The organism is Paraburkholderia sp., from assembly GCF_028283785.1.
In the GTDB taxonomy this organism is placed as follows: Bacteria; Pseudomonadota; Gammaproteobacteria; order Burkholderiales; family Burkholderiaceae; genus Paraburkholderia.
Window position 1 is genome coordinate 823,862 of sequence record NZ_JAPWKB010000019.1, and the last position, 14,533, is coordinate 838,394.

15 protein-coding genes and 1 riboswitch are annotated in these 14,533 nt (G+C 65.0%); of the genes, 7 read left to right on the top strand and 8 right to left on the bottom strand.

Annotated elements, in window-relative coordinates; genetic code table 11:
• Positions 1-45: 45 nt before the first annotated feature.
• Positions 46-164: riboswitch (TPP riboswitch) on the bottom strand.
• Positions 165-223: 59 nt separating this feature from the next.
• Positions 224-634 carry a GreA/GreB family elongation factor gene (locus tag PW947_RS26005; RefSeq protein ID WP_299635250.1) on the bottom strand — a complete coding sequence of 137 codons (411 nt, stop codon included), beginning with the start codon at positions 632-634 and terminating at the stop codon, positions 224-226.
• A gap of 854 nt (positions 635-1,488) precedes the next feature.
• Here PW947_RS26005 and PW947_RS26010 point away from each other — a divergent pair.
• Entirely contained in the window at positions 1,489-2,412 is a 924-nt protein-coding gene (locus PW947_RS26010; RefSeq protein ID WP_299635251.1) for an EamA family transporter, read from the top strand.
• A gap of 58 nt (positions 2,413-2,470) precedes the next feature.
• Here the strand turns inward: PW947_RS26010 and PW947_RS26015 are convergent, their stop codons facing one another.
• Positions 2,471-4,507: an NADPH-dependent 2,4-dienoyl-CoA reductase gene (locus PW947_RS26015; RefSeq protein ID WP_299635252.1), complete on the bottom strand. Its 2,037-nt coding sequence runs from the start codon at positions 4,505-4,507 to the stop codon at positions 2,471-2,473.
• Between the two features lie 343 nt (positions 4,508-4,850).
• Between PW947_RS26015 and PW947_RS26020 the strand changes: the two genes are divergently transcribed.
• Positions 4,851-5,645, top strand: coding sequence for a DUF4397 domain-containing protein (locus tag PW947_RS26020; protein ID WP_299635253.1), 795 nt, complete (start codon positions 4,851-4,853; stop codon positions 5,643-5,645).
• Between the two features lie 209 nt (positions 5,646-5,854).
• Here PW947_RS26020 and PW947_RS26025 read toward each other — a convergent pair whose 3' ends face one another.
• A complete protein-coding gene (locus PW947_RS26025) occupies positions 5,855-6,004 on the bottom strand; it encodes an entericidin A/B family lipoprotein (protein WP_299635254.1) in 150 nt (49 codons plus the stop codon).
• A gap of 240 nt (positions 6,005-6,244) precedes the next feature.
• Positions 6,245-7,735, bottom strand: coding sequence for a sensor histidine kinase (locus PW947_RS26030; protein ID WP_299636023.1), 1,491 nt, complete (start codon positions 7,733-7,735; stop codon positions 6,245-6,247).
• Positions 7,736-7,942: 207 nt separating this feature from the next.
• Between PW947_RS26030 and PW947_RS26035 the strand changes: the two genes are divergently transcribed.
• From PW947_RS26035 to PW947_RS26055, 5 genes are all read left to right on the top strand, one after another.
• Positions 7,943-8,119 carry a DUF1328 domain-containing protein gene (locus tag PW947_RS26035; RefSeq protein WP_299635255.1) on the top strand — a complete coding sequence of 59 codons (177 nt, stop codon included), beginning with the start codon at positions 7,943-7,945 and terminating at the stop codon, positions 8,117-8,119.
• 63 nt (positions 8,120-8,182) lie between these two features.
• A complete protein-coding gene (locus PW947_RS26040) occupies positions 8,183-8,344 on the top strand; it encodes a DUF1328 family protein (protein ID WP_075643714.1) in 162 nt (53 codons plus the stop codon).
• A gap of 104 nt (positions 8,345-8,448) precedes the next feature.
• Positions 8,449-9,009 carry a ferritin-like domain-containing protein gene (locus PW947_RS26045; RefSeq protein WP_299635256.1) on the top strand — a complete coding sequence of 187 codons (561 nt, stop codon included), beginning with the start codon at positions 8,449-8,451 and terminating at the stop codon, positions 9,007-9,009.
• 178 nt (positions 9,010-9,187) lie between these two features.
• Positions 9,188-9,820 (top strand): response regulator transcription factor, encoded by a 633-nt coding sequence (locus tag PW947_RS26050; protein WP_299635257.1) that lies wholly within the window; start codon positions 9,188-9,190, stop codon positions 9,818-9,820.
• A gap of 22 nt (positions 9,821-9,842) precedes the next feature.
• Complete coding sequence (locus tag PW947_RS26055) at positions 9,843-10,277, top strand: response regulator (RefSeq protein ID WP_299635258.1); 435 nt, start codon at positions 9,843-9,845, stop codon at positions 10,275-10,277.
• Positions 10,278-10,321: 44 nt separating this feature from the next.
• Here the strand turns inward: PW947_RS26055 and PW947_RS26060 are convergent, their stop codons facing one another.
• The 4 genes from PW947_RS26060 to PW947_RS26075 form a co-directional block, all read right to left on the bottom strand.
• Positions 10,322-11,536: an MFS transporter gene (locus PW947_RS26060; RefSeq protein WP_299635259.1), complete on the bottom strand. Its 1,215-nt coding sequence runs from the start codon at positions 11,534-11,536 to the stop codon at positions 10,322-10,324.
• A 129-nt stretch (positions 11,537-11,665) separates the two neighbouring features.
• The gene (locus PW947_RS26065) at positions 11,666-12,493 is read right to left on the bottom strand and encodes a phosphodiesterase (protein WP_299635260.1); all 828 of its coding nucleotides are present in this window, start codon (positions 12,491-12,493) and stop codon (positions 11,666-11,668) included.
• 48 nt (positions 12,494-12,541) lie between these two features.
• The gene (locus PW947_RS26070; protein ID WP_299635261.1) at positions 12,542-13,630 is read right to left on the bottom strand and encodes an ABC transporter ATP-binding protein; all 1,089 of its coding nucleotides are present in this window, start codon (positions 13,628-13,630) and stop codon (positions 12,542-12,544) included.
• Positions 13,627-14,520, bottom strand: coding sequence for an ABC transporter permease subunit (locus PW947_RS26075; protein WP_299635262.1), 894 nt, complete (start codon positions 14,518-14,520; stop codon positions 13,627-13,629). Before PW947_RS26075 ends, PW947_RS26070 begins: the two co-directional genes overlap by 4 nt.
• Positions 14,521-14,533 lie beyond the last annotated feature (13 nt).

The window sequence follows — 14,533 nt, forward strand, 5'->3', positions numbered from 1 at the left end:
AGCGGAATTCGCGCCGGATGTGTTGCGGTGAAACAGGTGAGGCAGTGGCGAATTCCGTACGCTTCCCTGCGCTGGCATTATCCAGATCAGGTTCAAAGGGTATTTCTCACCCACGCAGCACGGCATTCCAGCCACCGTGCGACGCAGGACCCCCGCGTTAGCAGCGCACACGATACACCGGGCCGGGCGCGCTTGGCAACCCGTCCCGACAATGACGGACCGCTTACAAAGTGAAGTTGTCGGCTGCTTCCGGCTGAAACAGGATCCGCTCGACTTTCAGCGACCGGACTTCGCCGCCGGGCGTCGTGAAGCGGATCGTCTCGCCGCGTTTCGCGCCGAGCAACGCGAGTCCGGCCGGCGAAAACACGTTGAGCCGGCCTTCGCCGAAATTCGCATCCGGCGGATACACGACGGTCCACGTCATCTGCTCGTTGCCGGTTTCGTCGGCAAGCGCGGCTTGCGTGTTCATCGTCACGACGTTGGCGGGAATGTCTTGCGGCGGCACGATTGCGGCGCGCATCAGCAAGGTGTCGAGCATGTCGGCCAGTCGCGCGTCGGCGGCGGGATGGGCCGCGTGTTTTTCAAGGCGCGCGACGTCGAGTTCGGTGAGATAGCAGGTTTTCGTCTTCTTCATGACGGGTCTCCAGTTCGATCAGGATAGGGAAGCAATGCGGATGCAACACAGATGAGATCGGCCCGGCCCGCCGCAAACGCGGCTCCGGTGCGGAGAAGCGTTTAGCTGGCGTGCCGGGCGTCGTGAAGCGGCGAGAGAAGACGACGGGCGAGTGGCGTAGTGCGCGTGGGACGGTTGCCGCAGAGATGACTGGACCTGCCCGACGGACCGCGCGGCGGACACGTCTCGTGCCTCAGGTCGCGCACGCGCGCGCAACCCGCTGCGCGACGATGGCGCAGAGGATGCAGGACACGGACGAACGAAGCACGCATAAGCAGAAAGGGCAGTTAGGGCAGGCGAAGTAAGCAGGATTATTGCAAGAGAATCACGCTGGCGGCGAACTGAACTCAGATCAGCATCAGCCGGAAGTATCGTCGAAACGTATTCCGGCGCCGCGCCGCACGACGTCATGCACACACAGCGGACGATGCTAACACGCACCGCCCGAATGCTTAGGGATGCCCGGCGTGGCGGATTGCCGTTTAGCGGTTAAAGCGACGGTGTGGCACCGGCTTCACACGCCGCAACACAAGTTACGATTCTTTCGTTGCGAGCCCGTGGGCTTGCTGCATAATGCGGCGGTGTTCGCCAGAGGTCTGGTGAATGTCGGCCGCCCAGCGGCCTAACCGGCTCCTCCGGCCGTCCTCGTTTCTCCCGTTCTACCGCCATGTCATCCAGTCTCGCCTGCCAGTCCGCAACCTCGTTGCGGCGTCCGCCTTCCGGCCTTCGGGTCTTCAGCGCGGCGGCGGAGGGCTGACTGCATGCGCAAGCGTTCACTTCCCCCTGCATCGTCTGCCCAGCCGCCGCATCTTCCGATGAGTTTCGCGGAGCGCATCGCCACGCGCGTGCCGTTGCGTCTGCCGCAATCGCAAAACGGCCGTATCGCGCTGGCGCTGGCCGTCGTGTATCTCGTGTGGGGTTCGACCTATCTGGGCGTGCACGTCGCGCTCGGATCGTTTCCGCCGCTGTTGCTGTCGGGGCTGCGCAACCTGCTCGCGGGTGTGGGCCTGTTCGTGTTCGCCGCGCGTCGCAATCCGGTCTGGCCGAGCGTCGCCGAGGTGCGCAACGCGGGTCTGGTCGGCACGATGCTGGTCGGTTTGTCGAGCGGCATGCTCGCTTACGGGATGCGCACCGTCGGCACCGGCACGGCGGCCGTGATGGTGGCGACAGTGCCGCTGTTCGCCACCGTGATCGCCGCGCTGGCCGGCCGCAAGATCGGCAAGGGCGAATGGTTCGCGATCGGTCTCGGGCTAGTCGGCATTGCAATCCTGAGTCACGGCGACAGCGCGACCGGATCGGCCGGCGGCAGTCTCGCGATTCTCTGCGGCGCGTTGTTCTGGGCGGGCGGCGCGCATCTGGCGAGCCGTCTCAAACTGCCGTCCGATCTGTTTCTGTCCACCGCGTTGCAGATCGGGCTGGGCGGCGCGATGTCCACGCTGGTCGCGCTGATCTCCGGCGAGCGGATGCTGCCGATGCACTTCCTGCCGTTTATCGCGTTTCTGTATCTGGTGGTGGTCGGCACGATGGCCGCGTATGTCGCGTACGGGTATCTGATCCGGCATACGAGCCCGATCATCGCGAGCAGTTGCATGTACGTGAATCCGGTCGTCGCGGTGGCGCTGGGCGCGTTGCTGCTCGGCGAACCGGTGACGGAAGCGACGGTGATCGCGACCGCCGTGATCCTGTCGAGCGTCGGTCTGTCGTTCTGGTTCGACTACCGGCGACGCGGCCTCGCGTGACGCGTTCGATGTTCACCGTCCGCGCAAGCCGCGCGCTTTAACCGGGTTTAGCCGCCCGCTACAACCGCGCGGCCAGTTCCGCGCCTTCGCGGATCGCGCGTTTCGCGTCGAGTTCGGTGGCGAGCGCCGCACCGCCGATCACGTGATACACCGGGCCGCCCGGCAGCGGCGTAGCCGGCAACAGCGAGCGCAGCGATTCCTGTCCCGCGCACACGACGACCGTATCCACCGTCAGCCATTCTTCCACGCCTTTGCGCGCAATCCTCAACCCGCGTTCGCTGACCTCGCGATACGTGACGCCGTCGAGCATCTTCACCCGGTTGCGCACGAGCGTCGCGCGATGCACCCAGCCCGACGTCTTGCCTAGTCCCGCGCCGAGCCGTCCCTCCTTGCGTTGCAACAGCCAGATTTCGCGCGGCGGAACGGGCTTCGGCGCACCGCCCGGCGTCAGTCCGCCGCGTTCGCCGACATGCGGGTCGATGCCCCATTCTTCGAACCACGCGTCGCGCGGCTGCGGCAGCGGCGCGCCCGGACGATGCAGCAGGAATTCGCTGACGTCGAAGCCGATCCCGCCCGCGCCGATCACCGCGACCCGCCGGCCGACCGGCGCACCGCGCAGCACGTCGGCATACGACAGCACGTTCGGACCGTCGATGCCGTCGATCGCCGGACGGCGCGGCACGATGCCGGTCGCGAGAATCACGTCGTCGTAATTGCCCGCCGCGAGCAGCGCGCCATCGACCTGGGTGGCCAGCCGCACGTCCACGCCGTGCCGCTTCAACTGGCTGTCGAAATAGCGGATCGTCTCGCTGAATTCTTCCTTGCCCGGCACCCGCATCGCGAGACGGAACTGACCGCCGATACGATCGCCCGCATCGAACAGCGTCACGCGATGTCCGCGCGAAGCCGCCACCGTCGCCGCCGACAAACCCGCGGGCCCCGCACCGACGACCGCCACGTTCAGCCGCGCCGCGCCCGTCGCGAGCGGCACGTAGACGAGTTCGGTTTCGCGTCCGGCGCGCGGATTGACGAGGCAGGTCGCGCGCTTATTCTGGAACGTATGATCGAGACACGCCTGGTTGCAGGCGATACAGGTGTTGATCTCGTTCGCGCGGCCTTCGGCGGCCTTGTTGACGAACTCCGGATCGGCCAGCAGCGGACGCGCCATCGACACCAGATCGGCGCTGCCGTCCGCGATCAGCGCGTCCGCGAGTTCGGGCGTGTTGATCCGGTTCGATACGATCACCGGCACCTTGACGGCCGCTTTCAGACGCGCGGCCAGCGGTGCGAACGCAGCGCGCGGCACGGACGTGACGATGGTCGGCACACGCGCCTCGTGCCAGCCGACGCCGGTATTGAAGATTGTCACGCCGGCCGCTTCGAGCGCATGCGCTACCTGAATCGTTTCGTCCCACGTATTGCCGCCTTCGACCAGATCGATCAGCGACATCCGGTAGATCACGATAAAACGCTCGCCGCATGCCGCACGCACCCGCTCGACGATCTCGCGCGCGAGCCGCATCCGGTTGTCGATGCTGCCGCCGTAGCGGTCGGTGCGCCGGTTGGTGCGCGGACAGAGAAACTGGTTCAGCAGATAGCCTTCGCTGCCCATGATTTCGACACCGTCGTAACCGGCGCGTTGCGCGAGCCGCGCGCATCGCGCATACGCAGCGACGGTCCGCGCGACGCCGCCTTCGGTCAACGCGCGCGGCTTGAACGGCGAGATCGGCGACTTCAGCGGCGACGCCGACACGACCAGCGGCTGATATCCGTAGCGTCCCGCATGCAGGATCTGCAGCGCGATCTTGCCGCCTTCTTCGTGGACCGCACGCGTCACCAGACGATGGTTGCGCAGATCCAGCGATGAATTCAGCGTGCCGCCGAACGGCAGCAACCAGCCTTCGCGATTGGGCGAGATGCCGCCCGTGATGATCAGTCCGACACCGCCGCGAGCGCGCTCGCGGAAGTATTCGGCGAGCTTCGGGTAATGCCAGAAGCGGTCTTCCATGCCCGTATGCATCGATCCCATCACGACGCGATTGCGCAGCGTCGTAAAGCCGAGATCGAGTCCGTCCAGCAGATGGCGGTAAGACATGCAGAACACCTTGTAATTGTGGGACCGCTCGCACGATAGCGCGCTTTACCGTTCGCGCATTCCGACAAAATACTCTAAACCACGTAAGACCATGTAAGGAAATCCTTACCGGGCGATGCCGCATACGAAGCGTGCCCGACGGCACACCGATTGCTGTGTCCGGGCGTCCGGATCCCGCGCATCGTGAACCACGCGAGCGCGGTGAACCGGAAACAAGGAGGGGGTCGCCGCGCTTCACGGGAGGCACCCGGACACTGCTCAAACCATCAACCAGCAAGGTGTCCGGGCGACGCGGCCGACCACGTACAGGGTCGTTGCACACACATCGAAAACAGGTGACTTTATGAAGCTGATCCGAACTATGGCAGCAATGGTTGGCGTGGCATCCGTGCTGGCCGCATGCGGCGGCGGCACCGACGACGTCGGTAAGGAATTGGGCCTCACCAATCCGGAAATCCACTTTATCCATGCGATTCCGAGCGGCCCGGCGGTCGATCTGCTCGTCAACGGCGCGACGCTGTCCGGTCAAACCAACGTCAGCTATAAAGGCGTCACCAACCTGACCAACATCAGCACCGGCAGTGTCAATGTGGGCTATGCGGCGACCGGCACCACGACCGCGCTGGCCAGCAGCAATTTTCCGAATGTCGCGAAGGGACACGAATACACGGTGCTCGCTTTGCCCGCACTCACGGGCTCGGATATCGGCCTGATCGACGATCCGTTCGACAAGGGCTTGCTGTCGAACAGCGCGCGGATTCGCGGCTTCAATGCGTCGGCCAATGCCCAGAACCTCGATATCTATCTGGCACCGGCCGGCACCACCAGCGTCACCAGCCTGAGCCCGACGATGACCGGTGTGCAGTTCAAGAGTGCAGTGCCGGCGAGCGGGCAGGATTCGCTGTATGTGTCGGGCGGCAACTACGTGTTGCTGGCAACCGCGTCCGGCGACAAGACCGTGATCTATCAGTCGGATACCTTCACGCTGGGTAACAACGCCGACTGGCTGATCACCACGGTACCGATCGCGGGCGCGCTGAGCCAGCTTCTGCCGGGCCAGATCCATATGCTGATCGCGCAGGCGGGCAACACGACCACGCCGGCGATCGAACTGAGCAACGCGCTGACCGGCAGTTAAGCGGGAAGGCACGGAGGTCGGGCGGCGAACCACGTCGGTGGTTCGCCGCTTTTTTGCGGGTATTCTTGCGGGCATTCGCGACGGGCCCGTTCCAGCCGGACGCACGAAAAAAAGCCCGTCGCCGGGATCGCCGGTGACGGGCTTCAAAGCTGTTTCGACAGGGACGCGGCGGGCAAGCCCGCGACGCGTCCGATGCGCGTCGAAGCGGCTTACTTGGCCTTTTCAGCCGAGTTCGTGATGGCGTCGCCGCCCTTCGAGATGTCCTGGCCTGCGCCCGACACCGTATTGCAACCCGACAGTGCGGCCGTGCCCAGCGTAGCCGTGCCAGCGATCAGAAGCAGTGCGATCAGTCGTTTCATGGATGTTCCCCTTATCAAGAATGCATCGTGGTCCGACCGGGACATCACGTCATCCGATCCGGTCTGATTGCATGTTAAAAAAAGAGGGGCGGGCGCGCTGTCAGTGCTGTTGCGATTCTGTTGTAGGCGTGCGCCTGTGTTCGTGTCGGTGTCGTCCTACATGGATTGCGCGGCGTCGCGTGCCACGCCCGTGTGCCCGGGCGTTTCCGCGCATGGGTAGCGCGTTTCCGCGCGTCAGACTCAGACGTTTGCAGGACCGTTTGTCAGTCCCGCGCCTACATCGGATCCGACGATCGGGTGCTGCGCGGCGAGGCGCGCGACCGGCATTACGACGTCGATGTCGGTGCCGTTCGGCACGCCGCGCCGGATATCGAACCGGCCGCCGCGCGCGGCGACCCGCTGACGCATGCCGAGCAGCCCGTGCGTGTGCGTGCGGTTCAGATCGCCGGGCGTGATGCCGACGCCGTTATCGGCGATATGCAACGCGACCTGCGCATCGCCGATTTCGAGTCCGATCGACACCTGCGACGCGTGCGCGTATTTCGCCGCATTCGTCAGCGATTCCTGCGCGACGCGGAACAGCGCGATCTCGGTGTGCTCGTCGAGCTTGATATCGTCGGCGGGGAGGTGCAGGTCGAGCAGCCAGTTATTGCGCTGCGCGGCTTCGTCGGCGAGCGTGCGCAGCGCGGTGACGAGACCGAAATTGGCCAGCACGGTCGGCCGCATGTCTTCGATGATGCGCCGCTTCAGCGCAATGCCCTGATCGAGATTCGCGAGCGCGCGCGCGAGTTTTTCCGCGATTGCCGGCTCGTTGTCGCGCAGCTTGCGGTTCGCCCACGCGACGTCCATCTTGCTCGCGGTGAGAATCGCGCCGAGTTCGTCGTGCAGCTCGCGCGCGAGCTGGGTCTTCTCGTTCTCGCTGACCGCCTGCAAATGCCAGCCGAGCGCTTCGAGTTGCCGCGTGCGGTCGAGCACCAGCTGATCCAGTTCTTCCTGCTGCGTGATCAACTGACGTTGCACGCGCGCCTGCCGGTCGATCTGAATGCCGAGCGTGCGGAACAGCAGGATAAACAGCACGATATTGAGCGCCGACAACGCGGCCGCGCACAGCGTGGACAGGCGTTGATCGGCGTGACTGCCGTCGAGCGCGTGTTGCGCGCGGCGTTCTTCGTTGTCGCGCAACAAGGTCAGCGTGCTGCCGACCAGCGCGGTATCCACGGTGCGCGTTTCCGCTATCGACGGCACCGGTCCGCACGCGGAAAGATCGATCGTCTGCGATCCGGCCGCCTGTTGCAATGCCGCCGCGCCCGCGCCGATCCGCGCGTCGAGCAGCGCGGCGATCTGCGTGAAACTGGTGAGTTCGGCGCTGTCGGCTTCGCGCCGATACCACGCGCCGAGCTGTTGCGTGCCACGGCGAATCTGCGTCGCGCTCGCGCAGTATTCGTGCGCAACCGACGCTTGCGGCGTCAGCAGAAACGCGCTTTGCAGCGCGTCGAGCCGGGACAACGCGCTTTCGAGCGCACTCAGCTGCACGGTGACGTTGCGCGCGCCGAGCGCGGTTTCGTATTCGGCGGCAATCCGTTGACGCGCGGTTTCGAGAATCACCAGACCGCCGACCGTAATCACGATCGCCACCGTCATCGCGATGGCCCAACTGCGATTGCGCACCCACGCGCCGAGCGCGGGCAGTGTCGCGCTGCGTGTCTGCCGTCCGTCGTCGATACCTTCCACGCTTGTCACGCGTCGCTCTCCTGTGATGTGTGCATCAGTGTAGCGCGCGGCGTCGGGCCGATTGTCCGCACGACGCTGTAACGCGGCCGTAATCCAATGTCAGCGGATTCCCACACGAAAACCGGAGTGCGTCGGAATGCGCGCGGCGACCGGGCTCGATACGATGGTTGCAGCCAAACCTTATCTTCGATTCAGGAGGACTACATCATGCTGAAATGGGCGCTGGTTTTTGCCGTGATCGCCGTGATCGCGGGCTTGCTCGGTTTTACGGGCGTCGCCGCTGGCGCGGCTGCGATCGCGAAATTCCTGTTCGTCGTGTTCCTGATCCTGTGCGTGGTGTTCCTCGTGCTCGGCTTCGTCGTGACTAAAAAGATCATCGACTAGCGACGCGGCCCGGATTCGCCGGATCGATCAGCCACGGATTCATTCGAATCAAGGAGAGTCGCCATGCTGCATTACGCCGTCGTATTTTTCGTGATCGCGATTATTGCCGCCGTGTTCGGCTTTACCGGTATCGCTGCCGGGGCGGCGGAAATCGCCAAGATCCTGTTCTACATTTTCCTCGTCGTGTTCGTCGTCACGCTGTTGCTGGGCGTGTTCAGGACATAGCGGACGCGGCGCTGCGCCGCCGCACTTTCTCCGGAAACTGACGCATCAGGCGCGTTTCGTGCGTGATGCGGATTCCCCCACCCATACGGATCAAGGAGTCGTCAATGAAATCATCTGACACCGTCAAGTCGAAGGACCCGTTCGTGCTCGACCTCGCGAAGATTCGCGAGCAGGCGCGTATGCATATGTCCGAAGGTCCGGTCACGGAAAGCTATGCGGCGGATCGCGAGACTGTGATCAAGCTGCTGAATGCGGCGCTGGCGACGGAAATCGTCTGCGTATTGCGTTACAAGCGACATTACTTCATGGCCAAGGGCATTCATTCCGAAGCCGTCGCCGCCGAGTTCAACGAGCACGCTGCCGAAGAGCAGGGCCACGCCGATTCGCTCGCCGAACGCATCGTGCAGCTTGGCGGCGCGCCGGACTTCGCACCGGCCAGTCTCGCGTCGCGCTCGCATTCCGAATACAAGGAAGGCAAAGACCTGACCGACATGATTCGCGAAAACCTGGTGGCCGAACGGATCGCGATCGATACGTATCGCGCGATCATCAACTACCTGGGCGACAAGGATGTCACGACGCGCCGTCTGTTCGAAGACATTCTCGCGGTCGAGGAAGAGCACGCCGACGATATGGCCGATCTGCTCGAAGGTCGCGACGGCTGACCCGCGCGGTGCGCCCGCATGCCGTTTTCACGACGGCGACCGGTACGCTCGCGTCGCGCGACAGGTGAAGTGACTGTTCGCGCGGCGCGAGATCATTACAATGCACGGGGAAGGGGTTTCAACTTTTCACGGACATGCTTCATGCAACCGGTTCACGCAACCGGACGGACACCAGCCGATGATTCGAGTGTTGATAGCTGACGATCACGCGATCGTCCGGGGCGGTTTCAGACAGTTCGTCGCCGACGAGCCGGACATGTGCGTGGCCGCCGAAGCATCGACCGGCGACGAAACCATCAGCCTCGTGCGTGAGCAGGCCTTCGACGTGGTGCTGCTCGACATCGCGATGCCCGACAAGAACGGCATCGATACCTTGCGCGTGATCCGTCAGGTCAGACCGGAGCAGGGCGTGCTGATCCTGTCCGGCTATCCGGAAAGCCAGTACGCGATCAACCTGCTGCGCGCGGGCGCGAACGGCTATCTGAACAAGGATTGCGAGCCGGAAGAGATCGTGCGCGCGATTCGCGCGGTGGCGCGCGGGCATCGTTATCTGTCGGAAGCGGTGGCCGACACGCTCGCCGACGCGCTCGACAAACCGGGTGTCGCGCGGCCGCACGAGATGTTGTCCGAGCGTGAATTCCAGATTTTCTGCAAGCTGGCCGCCGGTCAGATTCCGACGGATATCGCCGAGGAATTGCATCTGTCGGTGAAGACGGTCAGCACTTACCGCGCGCGCGTGCTCGAAAAGATGCGGCTGGCCAGCAACGCCGATCTGACCTACTACGCGATCAAGAACGGTTTGATCGAGTGACATGCACGCCCGGGAACTTTCGATGAGCCGCGAATCGTCCACGTCATCCGCACCGCCCGAACACGGGCCGTTGCGCGTGTTGCTGATCGAGGATTCGCCGCTGATCCGCCGCAGTCTCGTCGAAGCGATCGACGCATCCGGGATGCTCCAGGTGTCGGCGTGGGCCGAATCCGCCGACGAAGCGATTGCGCTGCTGGGCGACGAACGCTTCGACGTGGTGATCGTGGATCTGCAACTGAAGCGCGGCTCGGGCGTGCAGGTGCTGGCGTATCTGCAACAGGCTGGCCTGCTCGACTCGACGTTTGCCGCCGTGCTGACCAATCACGCGTTGCCGACGTATCGCGAGCGCTGCGAACAGTACGGCGTCACGCACTTTTACGACAAGTCGTTCGAGTTCGACCGCGTCCTCGACGCGCTGCACGACTATGCGCGCGAGCGGGGCGTCGGCGCGTCTTGAGTGTGGCTTGAGTTTGGCTTGACTCCGGCGCGGCCGCTTGCCGCTTACGACTGCGCGACCGCTTCCGTGTGCCGTCCGCCCCGCAGATGATTCCACGCTGCGAGCGCGGCGAAGGCGAACCCGGCGACGCTGACGCCCACCCATCCGAACGCCGGCCACACCGCTGCGCCAACCGCTGACCCTGCCGCACCGCCGATAAAATACGCGACCATGTACACCGTATTCACACGGCTGCGCGCGTCCGGCTTCAGCGCGTAAATGCGCGACTGATTCGAAATCTGCGCGGCCTGCACGCCGACATCGAGCACGATCACGCCGATCACGAGACCGGCGATACTCGCGCCCGACACGCCGAAGATCACGAACGACGCAGCCACTAACGCAATCGACAGCGTGATGATCGCGCGCGGTCCGCGCCGGTCGGCGAATTTGCCCGCGAACGGCGCGGCCATCGCGCCTGCCGCACCGACGATGCCGAACAGGCCAGTGGCCTGCGGGCCGAGATGGAACGGCGCGCCCGCGAGCAGCAGCGCCAGCACCGACCAGAAGATGCTGAAGCCCGCGAACAGTGCCGCGCCCGTCAGCGACGCTTCGCGCAAGCCGCGCAATTCCACCGTCAGATGCCACATCGAGCCGAGCAGTTTGGCGTAGGGCAGCGACGAGGTCGGCTGGCTGCGCGGCAGGCGCATCGCGATCACCACCGCGAGCCCGAGCAGCGCCACCACCGAGGTGCCGAACACCGCTCGCCATCCGAAGTATTCGGCGATGAAACCGGCGGCGGTCCGCGCCAGCAGAATGCCGAGCAGCAAACCGCTCATCACCGTGCCGACCGCCTGGCCGCGCTTCGACGCGGGCGCGAGTTCGGCGGCGAACGGCACGGCCTGCTGCGCGATGGTCGACAGAATGCCGATCGCGAGACTGGCGCCGATCAGCACGCCGAGCGTGGTCGCGCTCGCCGCGAAAATCAGCGCGACGCACAGGCCCGCGATCTTCAGCAGGATCAGCATCCGGCGGTCGAAGCGGTCGCCGAGCGGCGCGAGCAGCAACATCCCGCAGGCATAACCGAGTTGCGTGACGGCGGGCACCGTGCCGATCCACGAGGCGCTGCCCGGGAACGACTGACGGAAGTTGTCGAGCAGCGGCTGGTTGTAGTAGATGTTCGCGACCGCGACGCCCGCGATCGTCGCCAGCAACAGCAGCAGCGCGCGCAGCGCGCGTTCGTCGGTGACGGGGAAGGTGGCGGACTCGGATCTGGGCATGGCGGGGCGTTGGATGACCTGGGAAGGCCTGTGAAGACGTGGCTTCAGGCGTGCCGATCATACCGGAGCAACGCGAATCCTGCTGCCGCCCGGATGGCCGGCAGCGCGCCGCAACGTGACGCCGCCGGGTCAGTCGATCAGTGCGCCCTCGGGCTCGTAAAACGGATACGGACCGTCGCCGCGTTCGACATACGCATGGTGCGTGACCATGCCGGTATCGGGCGCGTACCTGTGCAGCGCGTAGGCGGGCGGCTCCATCATGAACGCGGACGGCGCGTCGGTGCGCAGATCGAGCGCGACCTGATGCGCGGGCGCCGGTACCGCCGACGCGATCGTGCCGCCGAAGCGCACGAACATCGGCCGATGCACGTGGCCGCAGATCACCCGTTCCACGTTCGGATACCGCGCAATCAGCGCTTCCAGTCGCGCGGCCGCTGCGGGCGCGAGCCGCAGTTCGTCCATATGGCCGATTCCGCACACGAACGGCGGATGATGCAGCGCGACCACGGCGGGCTTGCCCGCGCACGCGTCGAGTTGGGTTTCGAGCCATGCGAGGCGCGCATCGCAGAGGTCGCCCGCGCTTTGATCCGGCACCATCGAATCGAGTGCGATCACGCGCATCGCGCCGACGTCCACCGCGTACTGGACGAACTCGCCGCCGCTGCGCAACTCCGCCCGCTCGGGAAACGCATCGCGCAATGCATCGCGGTCGTCGTGATTGCCGACCAGCAGGAAGTACGGAATTTCAAGCGGCGCGAGCAAGGTCTTCAGATGCGCGTATTGCTCGGGATCGCCCTGATCGACGAGATCGCCGGTCATGATGACTGCGTCCGGGCGCGGTTCGAGCGCGTTCAGTGCTGCGATGCAGCGGGCGAGAAACGGTGCGGTATCGACGCGGCGGTAAGCGAGCGCGCCGGGCCGTTTGATATGCAGATCGCTGATCTGGGCAAGCAACATGGCAAATCCTTCAGGTGTCGGATGATCGGGCGCGTGGCGTCTCAATCATCAAGATAGTGCAATCAGCGCGTCTTGCGCGATCGAGACGCCTACCGGCGTGCCGCGCGCAAGCTCGACGCGTCCGGCGACATCGATCAGCAGCGCATCGGGCGCAGCACCGCCGATAGTCAAGCGCGTGCGCTCGCCGAGAAACGACGCATGCTCGACGGTGCCGCGCAGATGCGCGCTGGCGGGATCGGCCAGATACGCGTCTTCGGGACGGAAGAACAGTTCGTGCGGCGCGTCATGCCCGATCGATGCGTGCGACGCATGCATGCGTGGCGCGCATGCATGGGACGGCAACGGCACCGCACCGCCGGTCGTCTGCAACACACCGTCGCGGCTTTCGCCGGCCAGCCGGTTCAGCGTGCCGATGAACTGCGCCACCGTACGGTTGGCGGGACGATAGTAAATATCGCGCGGCGTGCCGATCTGTTCGATCCGGCCTTCGCTCATCACCACGATGCGGTCGCCGAGTTCCATCGCTTCGGCCTGATCGTGCGTGACGTAGATCGTGGTGATGCCGAGTTCGCGCAGCAGGGCGTTCATGTCGGCGCGCAAGCTGTCGCGCAGCCGCGCATCGAGCGCGGTCAGCGGTTCGTCGAGCAGCAGCACGCGTGGCTGTACCGCCAGTGCGCGCGCGAGCGCGACGCGTTGCCGCTGGCCGCCGGACAGTTGCGCGATCGGCTTGTCCGCATGCGCGCCCAGACGCATCATCGCGAGCAGGTCGTCGACGCGTTGCCGCGCGATCTGCGCGGGCACGCGGCGGATCTTCAGTCCATAACCGATGTTGCCGCGCACCGTGAGATTGGGAAACAGCGCATAGCTCTGAAACACCATGCCGACCTGGCGTCGCTCGATCGGCAATGCGGTGACGTCGTCGTCGCCGAATGCGATACGTCCGCCCGCATCGGGCGTTTCGAGTCCCGCGATCATCCGCAGCGTGGTGGTCTTGCCGCATCCGGACGGGCCGAGCAGCACCAGCGTTTCGCCCGCGCCGATGCTCAGGTCGAGCGGTTCGAGCACACGGGTGCCGCGAAACGTCTTCGCGCATTGCGTGAGGGTGATAGGAACGGAGGGAACGGAGTCGAGTGTCATGGCTTGGATTTCCGTGATGAAGCGTTGGCGCGCTGGCCGGTCGCATCGACGCCGAGCCATTGCATCGCGACGAGCAGCGGCATCGTCATCACAAAGAACAGGATGGTGTACGCGCTGCCGATCTCGATGCGCAGCGACGCATAGGTGTCGGCGAGACCGACGGGCAGCGTTTTGGTGTCGGGCGTGTGCAGCATCCACGTCAGGTTGAATTCGCCGATCGACAGCGTGACCACGGCCAGCGCACCCGCGACGATGCCCGCGCGCGCGTTCGGCAAGACGATCGTGACGAAGCGCTGAACGAAGCTCGCGCCGAGGCTTGCCGCGCCTTCTTCGAGCGTGCGCAACTCCGCGCTCGCACAGACGGCGGCGACCGCGCGCACCATGAACGGCAGCGTGAACACCACATGACCGACCACGATAAACGCGACGCTCATCCGGAACCACGTGAAACCGCCGTACACGACCAGCAACGCGAGCGCGGATGCGAGGCCGGGTAGTGCGATCGGCAGCACCAGCAGTTCTTCGATCAGGCGCGCGATGCGGGTCTGACTGCGCGCGAGCACGTAACCGGCAGGCACGCCGGTCAACAGCGTGATCGCGAGCGTGGCCGCCGCGACTTCGAGCGACAGAAATACCGACGCGTGATACTGCGTCCACACTTCGATCACCCAGCGCAGCGTGAGACCGCTCGATACGCCCTTGAAATAGTTGACCGTCAGGCCGGCCAGGATCGACATCGCGATCGGCACGATCAGAAACGCGCACAACAGCAGCGTGACGAACCATTGCCCGGCCGCGAGCCAGCCGCGCGACGACGGCAGCTTCAGCGCGAAGGCGGCTTTTCGGGCGGGCACGGGTGCCGTGCCTGCCTGCGAGGGAAGGGAATTCATCGGTTCGGAATCC